The sequence below is a fragment of the Arthrobacter sp. NPDC056691 genome, from assembly GCF_042791415.1.
Taxonomy (GTDB): domain Bacteria; phylum Actinomycetota; class Actinomycetes; order Actinomycetales; family Micrococcaceae; genus Arthrobacter.
Map to the genome: position 1 here is coordinate 246264 of NZ_JBHTXX010000002.1, position 22149 is coordinate 268412.

The 22149-nt window shown below is 68.6% G+C and carries 18 protein-coding genes; 5 read left to right on the forward strand and 13 right to left on the reverse strand.

The window, feature by feature from the left end:
• Positions 1-89 precede the first annotated feature (89 nt).
• Positions 90-761: a GntR family transcriptional regulator gene (locus ACFRAU_RS03120; protein WP_377997516.1), complete on the forward strand. Its 672-nt coding sequence runs from the start codon at positions 90-92 to the stop codon at positions 759-761.
• Positions 762-903: 142 nt separating this feature from the next.
• Positions 904-1326, forward strand: coding sequence for a hypothetical protein (locus ACFRAU_RS03125; RefSeq protein WP_377998755.1), 423 nt, complete (start codon positions 904-906; stop codon positions 1324-1326).
• Positions 1327-1757: 431 nt separating this feature from the next.
• Here the strand turns inward: ACFRAU_RS03125 and ACFRAU_RS03130 are convergent, their stop codons facing one another.
• Positions 1758-2300 (reverse strand): hypothetical protein, encoded by a 543-nt coding sequence (locus tag ACFRAU_RS03130; RefSeq protein ID WP_377998756.1) that lies wholly within the window; start codon positions 2298-2300, stop codon positions 1758-1760.
• Between the two features lie 239 nt (positions 2301-2539).
• Between ACFRAU_RS03130 and ACFRAU_RS03135 the strand changes: the two genes are divergently transcribed.
• The gene (locus ACFRAU_RS03135; RefSeq protein WP_377998757.1) at positions 2540-3607 is read left to right on the forward strand and encodes a quercetin 2,3-dioxygenase; all 1068 of its coding nucleotides are present in this window, start codon (positions 2540-2542) and stop codon (positions 3605-3607) included.
• A gap of 163 nt (positions 3608-3770) precedes the next feature.
• Here ACFRAU_RS03135 and ACFRAU_RS03140 read toward each other — a convergent pair whose 3' ends face one another.
• From ACFRAU_RS03140 to ACFRAU_RS03190, 11 genes are all read right to left on the reverse strand, one after another.
• Complete coding sequence (locus ACFRAU_RS03140) at positions 3771-5009, reverse strand: DUF3500 domain-containing protein (protein WP_377998758.1); 1239 nt, start codon at positions 5007-5009, stop codon at positions 3771-3773.
• Positions 4987-6714 carry an FAD-dependent monooxygenase gene (locus ACFRAU_RS03145; protein WP_377998759.1) on the reverse strand — a complete coding sequence of 576 codons (1728 nt, stop codon included), beginning with the start codon at positions 6712-6714 and terminating at the stop codon, positions 4987-4989. Before ACFRAU_RS03145 ends, ACFRAU_RS03140 begins: the two co-directional genes overlap by 23 nt.
• Positions 6714-7571, reverse strand: a complete 858-nt coding sequence (locus tag ACFRAU_RS03150; RefSeq protein ID WP_377998760.1) for a fumarylacetoacetate hydrolase family protein — start codon at positions 7569-7571, stop codon at positions 6714-6716. Before ACFRAU_RS03150 ends, ACFRAU_RS03145 begins: the two co-directional genes overlap by 1 nt.
• Before the next feature lie 98 nt (positions 7572-7669).
• The gene (locus ACFRAU_RS03155; RefSeq protein WP_377998761.1) at positions 7670-8539 is read right to left on the reverse strand and encodes an alpha/beta hydrolase fold domain-containing protein; all 870 of its coding nucleotides are present in this window, start codon (positions 8537-8539) and stop codon (positions 7670-7672) included.
• A gap of 97 nt (positions 8540-8636) precedes the next feature.
• On the reverse strand, positions 8637-9641 hold the full coding sequence (locus ACFRAU_RS03160; RefSeq protein WP_377998762.1) for an alpha/beta hydrolase fold domain-containing protein: 1005 nt from the start codon (positions 9639-9641) through the stop codon (positions 8637-8639).
• A complete protein-coding gene (locus tag ACFRAU_RS03165) occupies positions 9638-12274 on the reverse strand; it encodes a glycoside hydrolase family 78 protein (RefSeq protein WP_377998763.1) in 2637 nt (878 codons plus the stop codon). Before ACFRAU_RS03165 ends, ACFRAU_RS03160 begins: the two co-directional genes overlap by 4 nt.
• Positions 12275-12317: 43 nt before the next feature.
• Positions 12318-13337: an alpha/beta hydrolase fold domain-containing protein gene (locus ACFRAU_RS03170; protein WP_377998764.1), complete on the reverse strand. Its 1020-nt coding sequence runs from the start codon at positions 13335-13337 to the stop codon at positions 12318-12320.
• A 41-nt stretch (positions 13338-13378) separates the two neighbouring features.
• Entirely contained in the window at positions 13379-14386 is a 1008-nt protein-coding gene (locus ACFRAU_RS03175; protein WP_377998765.1) for an oligopeptide/dipeptide ABC transporter ATP-binding protein, read from the reverse strand.
• On the reverse strand, positions 14383-16389 hold the full coding sequence (locus tag ACFRAU_RS03180) for a dipeptide/oligopeptide/nickel ABC transporter permease/ATP-binding protein (RefSeq protein ID WP_377998766.1): 2007 nt from the start codon (positions 16387-16389) through the stop codon (positions 14383-14385). The genes ACFRAU_RS03175 and ACFRAU_RS03180 overlap by 4 nt, the downstream gene beginning before the upstream one ends.
• On the reverse strand, positions 16386-17327 hold the full coding sequence (locus ACFRAU_RS03185; RefSeq protein ID WP_377993776.1) for an ABC transporter permease: 942 nt from the start codon (positions 17325-17327) through the stop codon (positions 16386-16388). Before ACFRAU_RS03185 ends, ACFRAU_RS03180 begins: the two co-directional genes overlap by 4 nt.
• Before the next feature lie 73 nt (positions 17328-17400).
• Complete coding sequence (locus ACFRAU_RS03190; RefSeq protein WP_377998767.1) at positions 17401-18957, reverse strand: ABC transporter substrate-binding protein; 1557 nt, start codon at positions 18955-18957, stop codon at positions 17401-17403.
• 233 nt (positions 18958-19190) lie between these two features.
• On the opposite strand from ACFRAU_RS03190, the gene ACFRAU_RS03195 reads away from it, so the two are divergent.
• Complete coding sequence (locus ACFRAU_RS03195) at positions 19191-20018, forward strand: IclR family transcriptional regulator (protein ID WP_377998768.1); 828 nt, start codon at positions 19191-19193, stop codon at positions 20016-20018.
• A gap of 78 nt (positions 20019-20096) precedes the next feature.
• On the opposite strand, the gene ACFRAU_RS03200 is transcribed toward ACFRAU_RS03195, so the two are convergent.
• Complete coding sequence (locus tag ACFRAU_RS03200) at positions 20097-21359, reverse strand: glycoside hydrolase family 1 protein (RefSeq protein WP_377998769.1); 1263 nt, start codon at positions 21357-21359, stop codon at positions 20097-20099.
• A gap of 156 nt (positions 21360-21515) precedes the next feature.
• On the opposite strand from ACFRAU_RS03200, the gene ACFRAU_RS03205 reads away from it, so the two are divergent.
• The gene (locus tag ACFRAU_RS03205; protein WP_377998770.1) at positions 21516-22142 is read left to right on the forward strand and encodes a TetR/AcrR family transcriptional regulator; all 627 of its coding nucleotides are present in this window, start codon (positions 21516-21518) and stop codon (positions 22140-22142) included.
• Positions 22143-22149: the final 7 nt, after the last annotated feature.

The window sequence follows — 22149 nt, forward strand, 5'->3', positions numbered from 1 at the left end:
AATGGTATGATTGAGCTCACAACAGAGTCAATAGCCGGAAGCAAAATGGCACTTCGCTTCCGCTTGGAGCCCATGAACGGAGCCGCGCTGTGAATGCTCTTCCCGCCATGCCGCCCGCCGAGGATGAATCGCTGTCCCAGGCCGAGGCTGCGTACCGGCAGTTGCGCGACAAGCTGATCATGCTGGACATCCGCCCCGGCGAGCCCATCAATGACGGCCAGCTGGCGGCTGAACTCGGCTTCGGGCGGACGCCCGTGCGTGAGGCCATCAAGCGGCTGGAGGTGGACCACCTGGTGGTGTCCTACCCCCGCCGGGGAACCTTCGCCACCACCGTGGACTTCACGGAGCTGGCCGACGTCTCGGAAATCAGGGAACTGCTTGAACCGCTCGCGGCGCGCCGGGCCGCCAAACGGGCCAACACCGCCATGCGCGAGGAACTGCTGGACGTCGCCAAGGCCATCTCGGAGCTGGCACCCACCCCCGCCCAGTCCCGGGAGCTCATGCGGTACGACCTGACGGTGCACCGGCTGATCTACCGCGCCGCGGCCAACCCACACCTCGAGGACACCCTGATCCGCTACGACAACCTGGCCACACGCATCTGGTGCCTGGTGCTGGACAAGGTGCCGTCGGTCAGCGGCCACATCAGCGAGCACGTGGACCTGCTCCGGGCCGTGGCCGAGGGGGACGCGGACAAGGCAGGCGAGCTGGCACTGCACCACGTGACGAGCTTCGAGGAGACCATCCGCAAGGTGCTGTAGTGAACTGCCGGCTCGCCGTATGCCTTGTTGGCGGCGATCCGGGCGGCTATTCTGCCAGAAACGTCCGCCGCCAATGGGGGTGACCGCAGGGCCAGGTACCTGCCACTTCCAGGCCTGACCAGCGTTTCGAAAGAGGCACGCCGTGTCCATTGCTCCCACCCCCAAAGGCGCGTCCCGGCGTCGGCTGCTTCTGATCCTCCTTGCCGCCATGGTGGTGGTTCTGGCGGGTGTGGCCATCGCCGTTTCGGCTCCGGGTCCGCGGGCGGACCAGCCGGCTGCCACGGCTACCCCGTCTGTCGCCTCCCCCAGTGATGCTGCGGCGAAGCCGGCGGCCGCGGAGCTCCTGGACGAGGCCAACACGGTGTGCGAAATGCGCGTGACCGAGAAGTACCCCACTGCCGAAGTCCAGCCCGGCACCAAGTCCACCGCCAAGGCGAAGAGCGGCAACTTCCAAACCACTGGCTCCTACACTGACCCGACCGCCGGAAAATCCTCACTCACAGAATTCCAGTGCTCGGCGGTCAATACCAACGGCAGCTGGACCGTGAACCTGGACCGGGGCTAGCTCCGGCCGACGGGAACTGCGGAAGCGTTTGGCACCCAGCGGCAGGATCTGAGGACGCGTCGCACAACCCCACACGCGTCCTCACCTTTCGTCGCACAACCCCACACGCGTCCTCACCTTTCGTCGCGCAACCCCACACGCGTCCTCACCTTTCGTCGCGTCAACCCAAACGCGTCCTCACCTTTCGTCGCGCAACCCCAAACGCTTCCTCACCTTTCGTCGCGTCAACCCCAAACGCGTCCTCACCTTTCGTCGCGTCAACCCAAACGCGTCCTCACCTTCGCGCCGCGGGACGAAGCCGCGGGATGTGCGGGAGCGTTTGACAGGAACGAGAAATCCCCCGGGACTTTCCCGGGGATTCTCAGTTCATGGGTGATTTCAGTTCATGGGTGAATTCAGGGCTGACGGTGTAGCCGCCCTCGGACTGGTTTCTAGTGGCCACCACCTCCGATCACGCCTTTTTCGACGGCCTTCGTGACGGCGTCGGCTTCGGTCTGGGTCAGTGTGCCGTCCTTGACGGCCGTGTCCAGCTTGGTCTTCAGCGCGGCAGCGCGTTCGGCCTGCTCAGCCGTGCGGATTTCCGTCAGGGCCGCGGTGACCTTGGCTTCGTCGACACCGAGTGCCGTGGCCAGGGATTTGGCCAGCGCCGCATCCTGGGCCGTGCGGTCAGGCTTGGTGCCCTCGGTCGGCGCCGTCGTCGGCTTGTTGGCCTCGCGGAACGCCTGGATGGCGTCGCTCACTTTCGTTTCGTCAACACCCAGTTTGGTGGCAAGGTCTGCCGCGATCTGGCCGCGGTCGCCGCCCCTGTGGCCCCGGAAGCCGTCGGTCGATGCGCTGCTGTCCGTCGACGTGCTCGACGTTGCGCTGGGGGTCGGAGTGGTGGCTGCTGAGGCCATTCCGGTAACCCCCACGCCGGCGCCCAGCACCAGCGCGCCGGCGGTGATGCCGAGGGTGATTCTCTTGGTTCGTGACATGCTGTCTCCTTGATCGGCCGTGCGGTACGGCTTTGAACGGAAGGGCATCTGTCCTAGCCCCTTCCTCAAAGATCCGGCAGCAGGTTAGGGCACCGCTGTTCGGAAACTGTCAGGAGGCTGTGAACCCGGCTGACGGAGCAACTTTTCAACCAATGAAATCCACGCATACTTGAGTCCGGCAATCCGCCAAGCTTGTCCAAACGACGTCCCCGCGGCGATGCCGAAGAAAGAAGGAAGCGATGACCCTCAGCGTCGAGGAAATGAACAAGCAATTGCCGGTTGCGAATGTGTTGCCCGGCGAGGCCGTGCCTTACTACATGGCCTCCGGCGAGGGTGCCCGGTACGAGATCGACGGGCAGCTGGTGACCGTGATCGCCCGTGCCTCGGACACCGGCGGCATTTTCAGCGCGGCCTACATTTCCGGCGGCATGGGAGCCGAATCCCCGTTCGTCAGCCACAGCGTCGAGCACAAGACCCTCTACGTGTTTGACGGCATCCTCCACGTGTGGCTCCCGGGTGAAAGCCGCATCCTGACTCCGGGTGACTCCGTCGTGATTCCGCCGGGGACACCTCACGCCTACCGGATGGCCAGCCACTACACGCGCTTCCTGAACTGGATGACTCCGGGCGGCGCCGAGGCGTACTACGAACGGGTCGGCACCCCCATCGATTCGCATGTCCCGCCGGTCCATGCCGGGCACCGGCTGAGCTCCCGGGAGGCGGCGGAAGTCGGTGCCGAATTCGGTATCACCTTCCCCGACGTCGAGAGGGTGGCACCGTCACTGCAGCAGAATGCCGGACTGCCTGCCACACTGAGCCCTTACTTCCTCAGTGCCGGTGAAGGCGAACGCCTGGTCAGCTACCAGACCATGTTCACTTACCTTTCCCGGCCGGAGAACACGGGCTCGAATTACTTCGCCGTCCACACCAAGGGCGCCAGGTCCCCATACATTCCGCTGCATTTCCACTCAGAGCACACGGAGAACTTCCTCTGCACCGAGGGCCGCATGTGGCTCTACGCCAACGGCCGGGAGGTGCTGCTCACCAAGGGCGACTTCCTGCACGCCCCGGCGGGTACCGTCCACTCCTTCGCGTTCGACTCACACAACACCCAGATGGTCGGGTTCCTCACGCCGTCGGTCTTCAACGGCTTCTTCGAATACTTCAATAAGCCCACCGACGACTACATGTACACGGAAGGCGGAGAGCCCTACATGGACATGGAGGGCTTCGGCCGCGCGCAGGCGGAGATGGACCTCACCGTCGTCGGCCCGCCGCCCCAGCGCCGCCCGGCGCTGGACATATAGCCAGGATCGCCAGCCACGACCACAAAGCCAGAGGCCCGGACTCCCCCATGGAGTCCGGGCCTCTTGGTGTTCAGCGGATTGGCACTCGGCAGACCCATCGACTGCTCCGCAGGTGCCGTTTTCGAGGGTGAAAAGGGCACCTGCGGAGCAACCGATGGGGTTATTAGCGCGCCGCCGCCTGCCGCATCAGCGCGCGCCCGTAGTCGTTGCCGTTGGGTGTGCGGAGCACGGTGTGCATGTGGAACGGGGCAGGGGTGTTGTTGTTGAGGAACACGCCCGTGTGGTGGTCCAGCTCCATGACTGCCACGGGGCTCTGGATGCGGAAGTAGAACGCGTCCTCCCCCTGCCAGCCGCCGATCCACGAGAACCAGGTTTCACCGTAGTGCTCCCGGATTTCCCGCATCCGCGCGGCGCGGGGACCGGCGGGGAGGGCTGCGACGAAGTCCGCCACCAGCCGGTCCAGCAGCGCCAGTGATTCAGGTGGCAGGGAGTCAGCGCGGATGCCCTCGTAGGGGATCACCCGGTTGTCCTGGAAGCAGCCCGCGAGGTGGCGTTCGTCGCCCGGGTGCAGCCGGCCCTCGGGCATCGCCGGATCCACCATTTCGGCGAAGGAGAGCGACTCGAGCCGAAGCGGCTCGGGCAGCGATGCCATCAGGTCGCGGGCCAGGCTGATGCGTTCCTTGAACACCTTCACGCCCTTGTGCGGCCCGGCGTCGATGGCATCCGGCTCGGCACCAAGGAACATCGGCGACAGGACAAGCTGGGGCCCGGCTACGAGGCAGTTGAGCGCCAGGTGATGGCCGAACAGTTGCCAGCCCCATGGCTCGGTTTCCGAGGGCTCCCCGTAGAGGGCGAAGTTGTAGCTGTATTCGTTCATCAGCTCCGGCAGCTCCACCAGGTCGCCGAGAAAGCCGTTGATCCGCATCAGATTCCGCGCCAGCACGTACCCCTCGGGGCTCAGGCTGGCTTCCACGACGGCGAGCGCGGCATCGCGCACGGCCGGGTCCAGGTCTTCGAGGCGCAGCCCGGTATCGTGCTGCATGAACTCCGGGTTGGCCCAGCTCTGCCAGTCGTGGGCGTCCACCGCGTAGCTCAGCCGGTCCCGCTGCTCCGCGGAAGCAACCGCCAGGAGCTTGCCCGCAGCGGCCACCATCTCCGCCGTCGGCGCTTCTTCCCCGGGGCGCGCCCCGGCGAGGTGAAACAGGCCGGGGCGGACGACGCCGTCGTTCGTCACACCGACGAAAGGTTCCGGGTAGAGCTTCTGCCAGCCCTCGATCATGGGGCCGGCAAATGAGTCGGTCTTGGCCTCCTCGGCGTAGGCGCGCGCGTCCAGGCCGCGCAGGCGCGCCACACGCGGGTGGTGGGGCGCGTACAGGAAATCACGAAACGACGGCGCCGGCATTGGTGCCCTCCTTCAGGTGCTCGAATGAGTTGGTGGTGCTCCAGCCGGCAGCGACTGCCAGGGCTGCGGCCGCCGATTCCGCGGACGACCCGCGCCAGGTGACGTGCTGGTCCGGGCGGACGAGGACGGCATCGGCGGCCCACAGTTCCGCCATTGGCGTCCCGACGTCGGAAGGCCCGACGGCGGTAACGGTCACCGGGATACCGTGGCCGGCAGCCGCAGCAAGCACCGGGGCAAAGAGGTGCTCCGGCGGCACACCGCCCGCCTTGTCGAGAACGGCAGCGTCCACGAGCAGCGAAAAGCCCTCCCCGAGGGTGTCGTAGAGGGAGGCGCCGCCGTCCAGCCAGGCGTGCGGCAACAGGGCGCCGGGACTGGCCGAGGGCACGTAACGGATCGGGTCCTCGGCCGGAACGGGTGCGCCGTCGGGGACCACCAGCGGGGAGGCGGAGTAGCTGTAGCCGAGGACCAGGCCCAGCGAATCGAACTCGCTTTGCTTGACGGCGAGGGCGTCGTGGGCGCCGGCCCGGGCGGCCTCCCCCGCGACTCCGTCAGCCATCAGGGCGGGATCGGCGAAGTGGTAGGCGAGCGCCTTTCCGTTGGCCGCAGCGTCGCGGATGGTCCGGTCTGCCACGGGCCGGCGCTCCAGCCCGTAGCTCTCCAGCAGTCCCGGTCCTGCCCACCCCTCGGAGGCGGCGGCGATTTTCCAGGCCAGATTGGCGGCGTCACCGATGCACGTGTTGAAGCCGTGGCCGCCCCACGGCGGGTTCTGGTGCGCCGCGTCCCCCACCAGGAACACCGTGTCCGTGCCGTAGGACGGGGCCAGGAGCATGCGGGCTGTCCAGGGATCCGTGGCGATCACGTCGACGTCGACGTCCGTGCCCACGAGGGACCGCACCAGGGCGGCCGGATCAAGATCTGATCCATCGCTGACGCCCTGGATGATGGCCCACCAGGTGTGGTCAAGGTCCATCCGTCCCACCATGCCCGCCGCGTCCGGCCCCAGCACCCAGTACTGGACGGCGGGGTCCAGCGTGATGGCGGAGCCGAGGTCCCGGGAGCGGAAGAGGATGCTGATGTTGGACAGGGCGGCGGACTCCCCCTCCAGCCGGAGGCCCAGGCCGCGGCGGACCGTGGAGGAGCCGCCGTCGGCCCCTGCCAGAAAGGCGCAGTCGACGGCGGTGCGGTGCCCGGAGGCGTCGGCAACCGTCACCCGCTGCCCGCCGTCGGGGCGGGCAGCGAATTCCTCCACCCGCAGTCCGGTGAGCAGGGTGGCATGTGCAGACGCCGCCACGGCTTCCCGGAGCACGGCCTCCAGCACCGGCTGCGGCACCTGCTGGCCGCATTCGGGCTGCGGCCCGTAGCGGCCGGAGTCGAGCTGGAACGCGTTGGGAAAGCGCCGGATCTCGCGCCCGGTCAGCGCCGAGCAGAAGATGACGTCCTGCGCGAAACCCACCGGCAGCGGCGCCGCCTTACGGAGCGTGCCGGCAAGGCCCAGCCGGCGCAGATGCGTCATGGTCCGGGCGTTGGTGGTCTTGGCGCGCGGCCTGTCCGGGTCGATCTGCGTGCGGGGCTCGATGACCGTGCTGCGGATGCCCCGGCCGGCCAGGTCCAGGGCCAGGAAGAGCCCGCTGGGCCCTCCCCCGGAGATCAGGACCGGGACGTGTCCGGGCAGGTCCGCAAGCCCGGCATGATCGACGGCGGTCATCAGGCCCTCGCCCGGAGGGACGGTTCGCCGACGGGAGTGACCAGGGTGCCCAGCCGCTCAATCTCAACTTCAACGGTGTCGCCCGGCTGCAGCAGCCACTGCGGCGTGCGTGCGTAGCCGACGCCCTCGGGGGTACCGGTGGCGATCACGTCGCCGGGGTGCAGCGTAAACGTCTGGCTGATCAGCGAGATGATGGCGGGCACGGAGAAGATCATGTCCCGCGTGTTGCCGTGCTGGACCTCGGTGCCGTTGACCCGGGTGCGGACTTCGAGGCCGTCGCGCAGGTCGCCCACCTCGTCACGGCTGACCAGCGGCCCCAGCGGGCCGGTGAAGTCGCCGTTCTTGCCCAGGGTCCACTGCGACGTCAGCTTCTGGGCGCGCCGGGCCGTGAGGTCGTTGAAGGTGGAGTAGCCGAAGATGGCCACCGCGGCCTGGTCCTCGGTCACGGACTCCGCACGCTTGCCGATGTAGGCAGCTACTTCGCCCTCCCAGTCCAGGCCTGCCTCGCCGCCCGGCACCGGGACGGGGACGTTGCCGACCGAAAGTGAAGCGGTCCATCGCCCGAACAGGGTGGGGTGCGGCGGCAGTTCCTGGTCCTTGTAGCTGCCTTCCGCCGCATGCGCCTTGTAGTTGAGCCCGACGCAGATGACGCGGGCAGACGCCGGAACCAGGGGAACTTCGGTGACGGTGCTCCGCTCAAAGCACTGACCGCCGTCCGCAGTCAGGGAACGCGCCTTCTCCTGCCACCCATCGGCGTCCGCCCAGAAGTCCGTGACGGGAGCCAGCGGGAACACCATGGTGCCGTTCAGGGCGGCTGCCCACGTGTCGCCGTCGTGATTAATGCCTATGTACTGCATGGAGGGCCTTTCAGGTTCGCCCGGGGCGGGTGTCGGTCGGAGGGCACGGCAAATAAAGCCTCAGGCGAGGCATCACCGTTGCGGGGTGTTGTGAAAACTCAGGGGATGCCGGATTGCCGGCGGAGGAAGCTGACGGTGGCGGCCAGTGCCTTCTCCGCCGCGGCCGGGCTGCCGTCGGGCAGGGACCACATGTGGTCCGCTCCGTCGAGAAGAAGAAGTTCGACGGCGGCCCCGGCCTTTTCCAGTTCGGCGGCCAGGGTTTCGGACTGGGCGGCGGGGACGAACCGGTCCGCTGTGCCGTGAACCAGGAGGAAGGGCGGGGCATGCGGACCGACGTAGCTGACGGGGCTCGCGGCCGCCGCCTTCTGCGGCTCCTCCGCGAGGACGGCGCCGATGAGCTGTTCTTCCCGGGAGCCGTGGTCGCTGGCCCGCGCGACCGCGTCGGGCAGGGCCTGCTCCCCCATCCGGTTCAGGTCCGTGGGCGGGTACCAGGCAGCCACCGCCGCGACGCGGCTGTCACCGCCAATGAGGCCAACCAGGCTGGCCAGGTGGCCGCCGGCGGAGTCGCCCCAGGCGTAGATCCGGTTGGGGTCCACGCCATAGCTGGCCGCGTGGTCCCGCAGCCAGCGGACCGCGGCCTGGGCGTCGTGCAGCTGGGCCGGGTAGACCGCCTCAGCGCTCAGCCGGTAGTCCGCCGAGGCGACGACGAAGCCGGCTTCAGTCAGGACCTCGAAGGGTGTGAGCCCGAAGCCGTCCGTGACGGGCCCCAGGGAAGACCGCGCACCAACGCGCCAGCCGCCGCCGTGGAAGTGGACGATGGCCGGCCGGAGCGGTTCCGCTGCGCCCGGCCGGTTTTCGGCCCCGCTGCCGGCAGGCTCCGGGAGGTACAGGTCCAGCAGCAGTGGGCGGGAGCCGGGACCATCCGTGCGGGCGAACTCCACGCCTTTCAGCACACGGCCTTCCGTCATCATCGGCTCCTTTGCTGCCTCTGCCGGTTCCTCGTTGGCCCGGCCTGTCCCTCCAAGACTGTCGGATCAGGAGTACAGCCTGCAGGGGTCATTTCAATCATTGAAACGGCTTTGCCGACTCCAGTTCGGCGGCCAGGAAGGACAATCCCTGCCGCACCAGACCGAGCGCCGCGGAATGGTTGAGGTAGCCGTGGAAGGCCCCTTCCTCCAGCCGGTGGCTGACTTCCACGTCCGCGGCACGCAGCCCGTCCATGAAGGCTTCGGCCGAGAAACGGAGGTCGTCGTACTCGCAGGCGAGCACAGCGGCCGGCGGCAGCCCGGCCGGGTCGGCGTGCCCGGGCATGGCGTAAGAGGATGCCATGGCCAAAGGTCCGCCGATGTAGTTCTCCAGCATGTCCCGGCAGTCCTCGTCAGAGAACCGCAGAAACTGAGGCATCCGGTCCATGGCGGGAAGGTCCGGCCATGGTTCAGCCGGGAGTTCACCGTGCAGTAACGGGTATGCGAGCAGCAGTTTGGCCGGCAGCTGAAGGTCCGCATCCACCAGATACAGTGCCGCGCCAACGGCCAGGTTCCCGCCGACGCTTGCCCCGCCCAGGCAGACCCTGGACGGGTCGACGCCGAGTTCCCGGGCGTGCGCCAGCGTCCAGAACCATGCTGCCAGCACGTCCTCATGCGGAACCGGGAAGTGGACGCCGTCGAGGGCCAGACGGTACCCGACACAGACCACCACGCCGCCGCTCCGGGCCGCGACTTCCCGTCCCAACTGGTCGGACTCGCGCATGTCCAGGCCGCCAACCGCGAAGTTCCCGCCGTGCATCCAGACCAGGGCGGGCAACCCGCCGTCGCCCGTGCCGCCGTGGAAAGCCGCGCTTCCCGGCTGCCCGCCCTCCGGGCGGCCGCCATAGATCCGGACCGGGACCGGGCCGTTGGGGCCCGGCACCGCCAGGTCGCGGAGCGGAACGTCCGGCGGGCTGTACGGCAGCAGGCCGCCGCAAAACGCGTCGAGACGCCCCGCCCCGCCCGGCTCGGTGAGGAGCCCGGGGACCGATTCCACCCCTGCCATGTGGTGCAGGAGCGCGGCCAGCTCCGGATCCAGGGTCACGGCAGCACCGACAGTTGCGGGCTCCGGGGGGTCCCCGCAACGGGGCCGGGTCCACAGCTGAAGGAGTGCGTTCCGGACCCGACTTCCATGGCCTCGGAGCCGTCCGGGAGGTACACCGAGGCGGTGCAACCGGCCGGCACCGTGAGCGACAGGACGAACGTCCCGCCGTCGTGCTCCCAGCGCACTGCCGCCTCGCCGTAAGGGGTTTCGTGCCGGGCGGCCGCCCAGGTGAGTCCGCCGCCGGGCAGCGGCCGGACCGCAATTTTCCGGTACGCGAGGTCGGCAGGGGCCAGCCCCGCGACGGTGCGGTGCATCCAGTCGGCCACGGCTCCCAGCGCGTAGTGGTTGAAGGACGTCATCTCGCCGGCGTTGATGGTGCCGTCGGGAAGCATGGAATCCCAGCGCTCCCAGATGGTGGTGGCGCCCATGGTGACGGGGTACAGCCAGGACGGGCACTCGGTCTGGAGCAGCAGGCGGTACGCCGCTTCCACCTGGCCTTCGTCGCTCAGCGCGTCGGTGACCAGCGGCGTGCCGACGAAGCCGGTGGCGATCCTGTAACCGTCGCCAGCCACAGTTTCGGCCAGCCGCACGCCGGCGGCGGCCTGCTCCTCCGGCTCAAGCAACCCGAAGCGCAGCGCCAGCGCGTAGGAGGTCTGCGTGGCAGGGTCGAGAGTGCCGTCGGCGGCGATGTACACCTTGCGGAAGACGGCCCGGGCCTGGTCCGACAGGCTGCGCAGGCGGGCGGACTCCGTGTCCTCCCCCAGCACGGCCGCCGCCTGCGACGCGATCGACGCCGAGTGGGCCAGGTAGGCCTGGGCCACCAGCTGCCACGGCGTCCTGGCGGCACCGGGCTCGTTCGGCGGCGCCGCCGGGTCCAGCCAGTCGCCGAACTGGAAGCCCTGCTCGAACCGCAGTTCGGGCCCCGCGGCTTCTGCCGCCGCGGCAAGCCACGCCGCCATTCCGGGCAGCTGCCGGCGCAGGAATTCAAGGTCCCCCGTCTGCTGGTACAGCACCCAGGGGACCAGCACTGCGGCGTCGCCCCAGGCTGCCATCACGGGCCGGGTGGGGAACGGCGGCTTGTCGAACGTCACCTCGGGCACCACCAGCGGCGGCGGCCCGTCGGTTCCCTGTTCCACCGCCAGGTCCTTCAGCCAGGACGTCGCGAAGCCGGGAATCCGGTACAGGAAGGCCGCGGTGGAGGCGAAGACCTGGAAGTCCCCGGTCCAGCCCAGCCGCTCGTTGCGCTGCGGGCAGTCGGTGGGCACGTCCACGAAGTTGCCCCGCATGCCCCACACCACGTTGGCGTGCAACTGGTTCAGCATGGGCTCCGAGCATTCAAAGAAGCCGGTGCGCTTGAGTTCGGAATGGACGACGACGGCGGTGAAGGCTTCCGGATCCAGCTCACCCGGCCAGCCGCTCACGTCGACGTAGCGGAACCCGTGCACGGTGAATTCGGGTTGCCACTGCTCCTCTGCGCTGGATTCAGGCTCGCCGGTCCCGCGCAGGATGAAAGTGTCGGTCTGCCTGGCCACCCGCAGCGGGCGCACGCCCAGTTCGCCGTGTTCCAGCACCTCGGCGTGCCGCAGCACCACCTCGGTGCCTGCCTCGCCGCGCACGCGGAAGCGCACGTGCCCCACGAGGTTCTGGCCGAAGTCCAGGATGGTCTGCCCGGACGGGGTGGTCAGGACTTCCCGGACGGGCAGCTCTTCCGTGGCGCGGACCGGCGGCCCGTCGGGGGCCACCAGGAGGGCGGTGTCAAAGTCTTCGACGGCGACGGGCTCCAGTCCCCCGCCGCTTCCCGCCCAGCCGGCGTCCGCCAGCCGCGCGTCGTAGGTTTCGCCGTTGTAGAGATCTGCGGACAGCACTGGACCGCGCCCCGCCAGCCACGATTCATCGGTGCCCACCACGGTGATGTGGCCATCGGCGTCGACGACTTCCAACTGGCCGATCACTGCGGTGCGGTTGCCGTACTTGTTGCGTTTCTCCTGGAAGCCGAGATTGCCCCGCCACCAGCCGTCGGCCACCTCAAAGCCGATCACGTTGGTGCCCGGCAGGAGATAGTCCGCCACGTCGTAGGTCTGGTAGCGCAGGCGGTGGTGGTAGCTCGTCCAGCCGGGTGCCAGCAGGTCCCGTCCCACGCGGCGGCCGTTGATGGACGCGACGTAGATGCCGTGGGCACTGGCGTACAGGCGGGCCGAGGAAACATTGCCGTCCAGCTCGAAGGTGGTGCTGATGCGGGACGCGGGTTCGTCGGACATGCTGTCCTCGCCCCACGACGGCCGGATCATGGACGCCTGCCAGTCGGCCGCGTCCAGCAGCCCTGCCTCGACCCAGGCCACGGGGCTCCACTCGGAGGGGCCGCCGTCGTCGTTGCCCCAGACGCGGACCCGGGCAGCAACACGGTCGCGGCTGCCCAGCGGCCGTGCGGGCCAGGGCTGCAGGTGCTGCCCGGCGGAGTTCACGCGCCCGTAGCTCACGAGGCTGGACGCGTCCGGGCCCAGCTCCAGTTCGTACGCCGCCTGGACCCAGCCCGGGGCACCGGTGCGGACCTGCCAGGACAGCCGGGGCCGGTCCTCGCCAATGCCGAACGGCTCCTCGTGGTGCTCGAAACGGAGGGCGGAAGGGGTGGTCATCGGAGCGGCTCCTGAAGTAGATGTCATGGCGTGGTCAATTCCTTCATGGCGTGGTCAGTTCCTGTGCGAAGAAGGACACTGCGGTGCTGAGAATGCGGTCCAGCTGGTCCTCGGCGAAAAAGAAGCAGTGGTCGCCGCCTTCAACGGTGATGAGTTCCTGCTGTGCGCCGGCGCCGGCCAGGGCCTCAGCCAGGAGCTCGCTTTGGGACAGCGGGACCAGGCCGTCACTGTCGCCGTGGATCAGCAGGAACGGCGGCGCGTCCGGGGTGACGTAGCCCAGCGGGCTGGCGGCATCCAGCAGGGCCGGATCGTGCGAGTTGCCCACCAGCATGGGCCCCGGTTCCAGGGACACGCCGTCCGGCACGGCCGCGAGCAGCGCGCCGCTCATGAAGCTGGTGGTCGCCTCCATCGGCGGCATCCGGGTCAGCGAGGAAACGCCGTAGAAATCGACGACGGCGGTCACCGAGCTCGGCTGCCCCTGGACGCCCAGTCCGCCCTCAAGGTCCTCCCGGCTCCCGGTCAGGCCAAGCAGTGCGGCAAGATGGCCGCCGGCCGATTCGCCCCAGGCGCCGATGCGTTCTGGATCGATGCCCAGCACCTCAGCGTGTTCGCGCAGGTACCGGACCGCCGCCTTGATGTCGTGCAGCTGGGCCGGGAAGGGAGCCTCCAGCGCGTGCCGGTAATCCACGGTGGCGCAGGCGATTCCGGCCTCGTTTAGCAGGCGGAAGACCGAATTGGGCTGGAAGGTGGGCGGCAGTTCCCGGCGGTCACCCAGCTGGAACGCTCCGCCGTGGATCCAGACCACCAGCGGGACGCGGGCGTCCCTGGTGTTGCGCGGCAGCCAGACGTCCATGGAGAGCCGGCGGAAGCCGACGGCGATCGCGTAGTTCAACTCCCGGTGCAGCAGCGAGTGCTCGGAGACTTCCTCGGGCGTGCCGGGCGTCTGGAAGGCGGGGAACGGCGGCGGGGTGGGCACGCGGCGCGGCAGCATCGCCGCTGTTTTCGAGGCAAAGCCATCGGCCGTGACGGTGCTGTCAGCGGCGGCAAGGGACTCTGAGGTCACGAAGCACTCCTGTCTGGGGGGGTGAAACTGCGAACGGCAGGTCAGGCGTAGTGGCACGCGACGTCGGACTCGCCTGCCCGCCGCAGGGCGGGGCGTTCGGCGGTGCAGAGCTCGGTGGCAAGCGGGCAGCGCTGGCTGAAGGGGCAGCCTCCTGCCGATGCAGCCACAGCTGCAGCGGTCCGGACACCGAGCGATTCCCGCAGTTTCCGGCGTTCGGCCTGCTCCGCGGGGCGCGGCACCGGGGACGCCGCCACGAGGGCCTGCGTGAACGGGTGCTTCGGGTTTTCGGTGACGGCTGCGGCCGGTCCGCTCTCCATGACCTGGCCGCGGTAGAGAACCACCACCCGCTGGGCGAGGAACTGGACTACGGAGATGTCGTGGGCGATGAACAGGTAGCTGAGGCCGTGTTCGTCCCGCAGGTCGGCGAGGAGGTTCAGCACCTGGGCCTGGGTGGAGAGGTCCAGGGCGCTCACAGCCTCGTCGCACACCACGAGCTTCGGTTCGCAGATCAGGGCACGGGCCACGGAGATGCGCTGGCGCTGGCCGCCGGAGAACTGGCTGGGGTAGCGGTCCACGGCGTCGCGCGGAAGTCCGACCCGTTCCAGCATCTCCTCGGCCCGGGTCCGCGCCTCTGCGGCGGAGATGCCGCGGACGCGCAGCGGTTCGGCCAGCGAGGCGCCGACGGTCTTGCGCGGGTTGAGCGACGAGTTGGGGTCCTGGAACACGGCCCGCAGGTCGCCGCCGAGGTCCTGGCGCCTCGCCGTGTTGGCGTGCGTGATGTCGCTGCCCTGGAAGCTGATGGAGCCGCCGGACACCGTCTGCAGCCCAAGGATGGCCTTGCCGATGGTGGACTTGCCCGATCCGGACTCCCCCACCAGCCCCACGGTTTCGCCGGGGCGGATGGTGAAGCTCACGCCGTCGACGGCGGCGGGCGCCGAGGCCGCCTTACGGCCGCGGCCGTAGCGGACCACCAGGTCCTTGACCTCCAGAATGGCCGGGGCTGGCAGGACTGCTTCGGCGTCCTCGCGTTCTACGGTGCTGATGCTCATGCCATGTCCTTTTCAGCGATCTCAAGTACGCGGTGTGCGGGCATTTCGGTGGCGACCCAGGCCAGGCCCTCCACGGCGAGCTCATCCGCCTTGACGCAGCGGACCTCCCCGTTTTCCGAGCCGGAGGGCAGCAGCGGAACGGGGGTGGTGCAGGCGGATCCGGCGAACTGGCAGCGGGCGGCGAAGCGGCAGCCGGTGGGCCAGTCCTTGGGCTGCGGGACCTGTCCCTTGATCGTGGCCAGCCGTTCCGGCATGTCGTCGGCAGTGTTGGCGTGCGGGTCCGCGGCCAGCAGCGCGAGCGTATACGGGTGGCGCGGGTTGTCCAGGATGTTGGCGGTCCGGCCGCTCTCCACCACCTGGCCCGCGTACATGACGGCCACGTTGTCGCAGATGTCCGCGACAACGCCGAGGTCGTGCGTCACCATCACCACGGACATGCCGGTGTCCTTCACCAGCGAGCGCAGCAGTGAGAGGATCTCGGCCTGGACCGTGACGTCGAGGGCGGTGGTGGGCTCGTCGGCCACCAGCAGCCGCGGTTTCCCGGACAGGGCCAGGGCGATGGCCACGCGCTGGGCCATGCCGCCGGAGATCTGGTGGGGATAGGCCTTCAGGATGCGCCGGGCGTCAACGATGCCCACCTTCTCCAAGAGGCTGAGGGCCTCCCCGCGGGCATCAGCTTTGCCCACCGAGCGGAGCCGGCGGATGGCGGCGGTCAGCTGGTAGCCCACCGTGAACATGGGGTCGAGGGCACGCATGGGCTCCTGCGAGATCAGTGCGATGTCCCGGCCACGGACGGCTTCCAGGTCCTTTTCCGTGGCGGCGGCCAGGTTCCGGCCGTTCCACAGGATCTGTCCGCCGGCGACGGAGACACCCGACGGCAGCAGCCCCAGCAGGGACAGTGCGGTCATGGTCTTGCCGCAGCCCGACTCCCCCACCAGTCCGAGGACGGTGCCGGCTTCGACGTCGAAGGAGACGTCCGTGACCAGCGGGGTGCCGCCGTCGACCGCTACCGAAAGGCCGCGGACGCTGAGCTGGCCGGCGCCGGGCGCATCATCCACCGGAGGCGCGGCGGCAGCGGCTGCTGCCGCATCCGCGGCGCGTTTCCGCCGGATGGCCGCCGAGGGCAGGTGTGATGCGGCAGCGTTCGGGGACTTGCCCAGGGCGTTGCCGATCGCATTGGCGGAAAGGACAGTCAGGGCCAGCACCGCGCCGCTGGGAACCATGAGCCAGGGCGCGTCGTAGACGTGCTGGGAGGCGCTCTGGATCATGCCGCCCCAGCTCGGCTCGGGGATGGGCGGGCCGAAGCCGATGAACGCCAGGCCCGCCTGGATCAGCATGCCGACGGCGAAGATCAGGGCCGACTGCACCACGATGGTGTTGGTCAGGCCAGGGAGCACGTGGCGGACGCTGATGCCCAGTGTGCCGACGCCGTCGACCTTGGCCGCGTCAACATAAAGCTGGGACTGCAGCGACTTGGCCTGGCCCAGCATGACCCGGTAGATGCCGGCGGAAATGAGAACGCCGAGAATGGCCATGATCAGCGGGATGTTTGTCCCGACAGCTCCGATGACGGCCAGGATGATGACGGTGCCGGGCAGCGACATCATGATTTCGGTGACCCGGCTGATGACCCCCTCGGCGCGGTCGCCGGCGGCAGCGGCGGTCATGGCCAGGATGGTTCCAAGCCCGACGCCGACAAGCACCGTGATGAACGACGTCCCCAACGTTCCGGCTGCTGAGGCGAAAATACGGCTGAGCAGGTCCCGGCCCAGTTCGTCCGCGCCCAGCCAGTGGACGGCGGTGGGGCCGGCGAGGACGGCGGTGAAGTCCTGGTCCTCGGTTTTGTACGGCAGCCACCAGGATGCGGTGAGGGAGGCGGCCACCAGGGCGGCGAGCCAGACCGTACCGGCGAGGCCGCCGGGAGAGGCGAGGAGGCGGTGCCCGGAGAACTTCGCCAGGACGGTCTTCCGCGGGGCTGCAGTGGGCGCAATGGAGGGGATCATGAGGCACGCAACTTCGGGTCAAGGAATTTGGTGGCGAGTTCGAGCACCAGGTTCACGGCAACCACCACGACAGTGGCGATGACCACCACGCCCTGGACCGCCGGGGCGTCATGGGTGTTGACGGAGGACTGGACGGCCTGGCCGAGGCCCGGCATCGCGAACAGCTGCTCCGCAATGACGGAGCCGCCGAACAGGCCAATGAACTGCAGGGCAATGCCGGCAACGATGGGCAGGCTGGCGTAGCGCAGCGCGTGGACGTAGAGGATCTTCCACGTGGGGGTGGCAGTGGCCCGCAGGGTGCGGATGTGTTCCTGCTGCAGTGCCTCGAGCATGGAGGCCCTGGTCTGGCGGGCGATGAAGGCCGCGCCGCCGACGGCCAGGGTGATGACGGGCAGCGCCAGGGACAGCGCCCAGTCCTGCGGCGAAACGTCGAAGGGAACGTAGCCGGTGGCGGGAAACACCGACGACTGGACCGCGAACAGGTAGACGAAGATGATGCCGATCCAGAACGCGGGCAGGGCCACCAGGAGACCGACGAAACCTCCAATCACCTGGTCCAGGAGGCCGCCGCGCACGGCTGCGGTGACGCCCAGTCCGATCCCGAGGACGGCGCTGAGCACCGTGGCCCCGGCGGCGAGTGATGCCGTGACCGGAAGCCGGCTGGCGAGGTCGGCGCTGACGGACCTTCCGTCAATCAGGGAGGTCCCGAGGTTGCCCTGGACGGCGTCGCCGAGCCAGCGGAAGAACTGGACCACGAGGGGATCGTTCCAGCCGAGCCGCTGGTTGACCCCGTCGATGGCGTCCTGCGCCGCGCCTGCACCGAGTGACACGGCGCCCGGGCTGCCGGGCATGGCGTGGACCAGCAGGAATGCCAGCACCGCGACCACCAGCACGGTGGCGAACGCCATCAGCAGGCGCTTGGCGATGAACATTGCCATGGGAAGACCTCCATTGGTCAGGTGTCCGGCCGGACGTCTTCCGTGCGGGGAAGACCTCCGGCCGGTGGATGGATCAGTTGGCGGGGGCGTAGGAGGACAGCAGCGGGTAGGCGTTGGTGCCGGCGAACTTCACCTGCTGGACCTTCTTGGTGTTGTAGCCCTGGTTGGTGAGGGACTCGTAGAGCGGGATCATCCAGCCGGATTCCACCAGACGCGTGTTCAGCTTGGTCAGCGCGGTCTTCCTTGCGGCATCGTCCTTCGCGGCTGCTGCCTCGCCGGTGGCGGCGCTCAGCTGCTCATCGGTGGCCTTCTGCACGTTGGTGAATCCGTTCAGCACGACGCCGTACATCAGGCCCACCGGGTTGTCCCAGCCGAGCGCGGCATAGCCGAGGGGCGTGGTTGCCACGGCCGCGAAGGCTTCGTCCGTGGAGGTGGCCATCTTGATGTTCATCTTGATTCCGACGGCGGCCAGGTCCTTCTGGACGGCCTGCAGGTCCGTCTGGGTTTCGGCGCTGCCCACAATGGTGAACTCGAAACCGCTGGCGTAGCCTGCCTCAGCCAGGAGGCTCTTGGCCTTGGCCGGGTCGTAGGCGAACCGGGTGTTCAGTTCCTCGGTGAAGCCGGCCGAGTCCTTGGGCAGGGCGTTCCACGCCGCAACGTCCCCCTTGTGCAGGGCATCCACGAGGGCCTGGCGGTTGATGGCGTACTGGAACGCCTGGCGGACCTTCTCCTGGGCAAAGGCCGGCGCGGTCTTGCCGATCTTGTCGAAGGAGACCATGGTGTGCAGGGTGCCGCCGATCTGGGACACGCCGAGGCCCTTGGACTTTGCGAAGTCCACCGTGGGAGAGGTGAGCATGGCCACGTCGGCCTGCCCGGAGACGAGGGCGTTGGCGCGGGCCTGGGGGTCCTGGATGACGCTGAAGGTGATCTTGGTGTAGGGGTACTTGGCGGCGTCGGCGCTCTTGCCGTTCTTGGTGAAGACGTACTTGTTGCCCTTGACCGTCCCGGTGGCGTCGAGGGTGTACGGGCCCGAGCCATCCGGGGTGGTGGCGAGGCTGGCGCTCTTGGCGGCGGCGGTCTTGCCGACGATCATGCCCATGGTGCCGGTGAGGTTCTTTTCGAACCCTGGCTGCGGCTTGGCGAACTTGATGGCCACCTTCGTGGGGCCGGCGACGGTCACCGAGGTCACTTCCTGCGCGCCGCCCTTGGCAATCGCAGAGTAGGCACTCAGCGCCGGGTCGCTGCGTCGGTCGAGGTTCGCCTTGACCAGTGCCGCGTCCAGGGTGGAGCCGTCCGTGAAGGTGACGCCCTCTTTGAGGGTCAGCGTCAGGACCGTGTTGTCCGCGCTGTAGCTGAACTCCTTGGCCAGGCCCGGTGCCACGGACCCGTCCGGCTGCAGGGTCATGAGGTTCTCGTAGAGGCCCTCGAAGAACTGGCGCTGCGCGTCGGCAACACGCAGCGGATCGAACCCAAAGGAAGCGCTGTCGCTGTCGACCGCGATAGTCAGCGCACTCTTGTCGACGGCGGTTGCGGCCTGGGTTCCGCCGCCGCAGGCGGTCAGCGGGGTGAGGAGGAGCGCACCGGCCAGGACGGCCGCGCTCCGGCGGGCGGGGGTGGAAAGGAGTTTCATGTGTGCGCCTTTGCATTCTCGATGACGAACGGGAATCAACATCTGGGGGGAGCCCGGTGCGGTCTGCATCGACCGCATCGCGGGCCGTTCGGTCGGCGCCCTCTCGTCAGATGGCTTCCGGTGACCGGCTTCTTCAAGAATCGTTGGGACGGCCTCACGGACCCCACGGTAATTTCATTGGTTGAAACGCTATTGTGGTGCTGGTCACTCCACGGCTTGACGAAAGGACCCCGGTGACGGCTGAAGCAGGACAGGAAGAAACGGCCCCGCAGCGCGGCAAGCGCCCCAAACAGGGCGAACCGGTGATTGACCGGGCACTGAGCCTGCTCGCCGTCTTTACCGACCGCCGTCGGGCTTTGACGCTGTCAGAAATGGCCCGCTATGCGGGTATGCCGGCTCCGACGGCCCTGCGCCTCATCGCCCGGCTGGTGGCGTGGGGCGCCCTGGAACGGCTCGAGGACGGGCGCTACGTGGTGGGCGTGCGGCTGTGGGAGGTGGCGTCCCTGTCCCCCCGCGGGCACGGCGTCCGGGAGATCGCCCTGCCCTACCTCGAGGACCTCTTTGCCGTCACCCGGCACCACGTGCTGCTGGCCGTTCGGGACAAGAACGAGGCCGTGCTCATCGAGCGCCTGTCCTCAAAGGAGGCCACCGAGGTGGCGTACCGGGTGGGCGGCCGCGCGCCGCTGCGTACGACGGCGGTGGGCCTGGTGCTGCTGGCCGGCGCCGATGCGGGATTCCAGGAAGCGGTCATCCGGCAGCCGCCGGACGCCGAAGCCGGCGTTGACGCCATGCCGGAGGGGCAGCTGCGGCGGACGCTGTCCGACGTCCGGCGCACCGGCGTCGCCATGATCAGGAGGTCCGCGCCGTCCCGGACAGTCTCCGTCGCGTCGCCGATTTTCGACGCCGAGGGATCCGTCGCCGCGGCACTGTCCATAGTGGTTCCCGACGGCGCCACTCCCCCGAACGTGCTGGCGCCGGCCGTCCAGGCGACCGCCAGGGCCGTCTCCCGAAACCTGGGCTACAACACGCAGCCCACGGAAGGGATGTCAGCACGGCGTTAACCACGGCCGACGGCGGCCCCCACCATCAGGTGCGGACCGCCGTCGTGCTTCTTTTGGGCTGTTTCAGCCCGGCATGTTTCAGCCCACCGCGGTGAGCCGCTCCTGGGCGGCCCGGGCCACGCCGCCCAGCCAGTGGGCGCTGGGCTTGGGCGTGCGCCCCTGGGTGGTGCGGTCGACGGCGATGAGGCCGAACTTGGGCCGGTAACCGAAGATCCACTCGAAGTTGTCGAAGGCCGTCCAGGCGATGTAGCCGCGGACGTCGATGCCGTCGGCGAGGCACGCCGAGACCCCGGCCACGGCAGTGCGGAGGTACTCCACCCGCTGCGTGTCGTCGTCGGTGGCCAATCCGTTTTCGGTGACCATGACCGGGATGCCGGCGATCCGGTCCGCTTCGCGGATGGTCACCTCGAGGGCCTGCGGGTAGATCTCCTCCCCCATGGCGTTGGTGGGCGCGCCTTCGGGAGCCGGGGCCACTCCGTCGGGGCCGAACACGGTCCGGCCGTAGGTCTGGATGCCCACGAAATCATCGCCGCGCGACGCCTCCAGGAAGCGTTCGTTGACGTCCCGGCGCACCTGGTCCGCCACCTGCTGGCCGCCCTCGGCCGCCTGGATATCGGAGTTGGCGAGGGTCCACCCGACCAGCAGCTCCGGCCGGAGCGCCTTGATGGCGTCCCGCCCGGCACGGTGGGCCGCGAGCTTAATGTCGAAGCCGGCGTCGGACACGGTGAACTGGAACGGCGCAACCTTCGCGGCCTCGATGCCCAGGCGTCCGGCTGCCGCCGACCAGAGCGGAACATCCGCCCGCCGCTCGGCCGGTTCGCCGCCGATGCCGAGTGCCTTGAGGAGCCATGGCAGGTTGGGTTCATTGAGGGTGCAGGCGACGCCGATGAGGTCACCGAGATGTTCGGTCACGCGGCTGCAGTAGCGCGCGAAGCGTTCCGGTGTGGCCTCGTCCTCCCAGCCGCCGGCGGCGAGCAGCCAGCGCGGCGAGGTGAAGTGGTGGTAGGTGACCACCGGCGTCAGGCCGTGCTCGTGGCAGGTTTCCAGCACCCGCCGGTAGTGGTCCAGTTCCGCGGCGGAGAAATACCCTTCCTCGGGTTCGATCCGCGCCCACTCCAGCGAAAAACGGTAGGTGGTGAACCCCAGCGAGGCGATGAGGGCGATGTCCTCGCGGTAGCGGTGGTAGTGGTCGATCGCATCCCCGGACGGCTCGGCGAAGATCGTACCCGGCAGGTGCTCGAGGAGCCAGGTGTCGCTGTTGGTGTTGTTTCCCTCCACCTGGTGCGCCGCGGTGGCCACACCCCAGAGGAAGGTGTCGGGGAAGTGCTGGAGGTCGGTCATGAAGTTCCTTTCTGTGGTTGGGCTTCACTTTAGGCAAACATTTTCCAAGTTGGAATACTTTGGTGTGATTTTCTTGACCAAAGTGGAAAAGAAACTTGGTAACCTCGGGAAGGCAAGACTTCAGCCAAGGCGGCCGCGGCCGCGAGGAGGCGCAGCATGACGGAAACGACGACGGCGGCACGGCAGCCGGCGCGCAGCGGCCGGCGGGCGCCCTACGCCAACGGCGAGCGCAAGCGGGCCGAGCTGGTGGACGCGGCCTTTGCGGTGTTCGCGGAGAAGGGGTTCCAGCGCCTGTCGATCCGCCAAATCGCCGAGGAAATCGGGACCAGCCACACAGCGCTGCTGCATCACTTCGGGAGCAAGGACGCCCTGCTGGAGGCCGTCCTGGTACGCCGCGAGGAACAGGAAGGACCGTGGCGGCGCACCCTGCTGGAGCAACAGGGCCTGCTCGAAACAGTGCCGGAAGTCATGCGCCGCAACGCCGGAATCCGCGGCGTGATCCAGCTGGATGCCACCCTGCGCGCCGAAGCCGTCCGGCCCGACCATCCGGCCCACGGCTTCATCCGGCGCCGCGACGGGGAAATCATCGGCTCACTGCGTACAGAGATCGAGCGGGAGGTTGCAGCGGGCCGCATTCTGCCCGGCCTCGATTCCGCCGTGCTGGCACGGCAGATCGCCGCACTCATTGAAGGCGTCCAGCTGGCCTGGCTGTACGACGAGTCCGTGGACATGGCCGCGCACCTTGAAGGGTTTTTGCAGCTGGTCCGGGTGCCCGGCACCTAGGACGTGG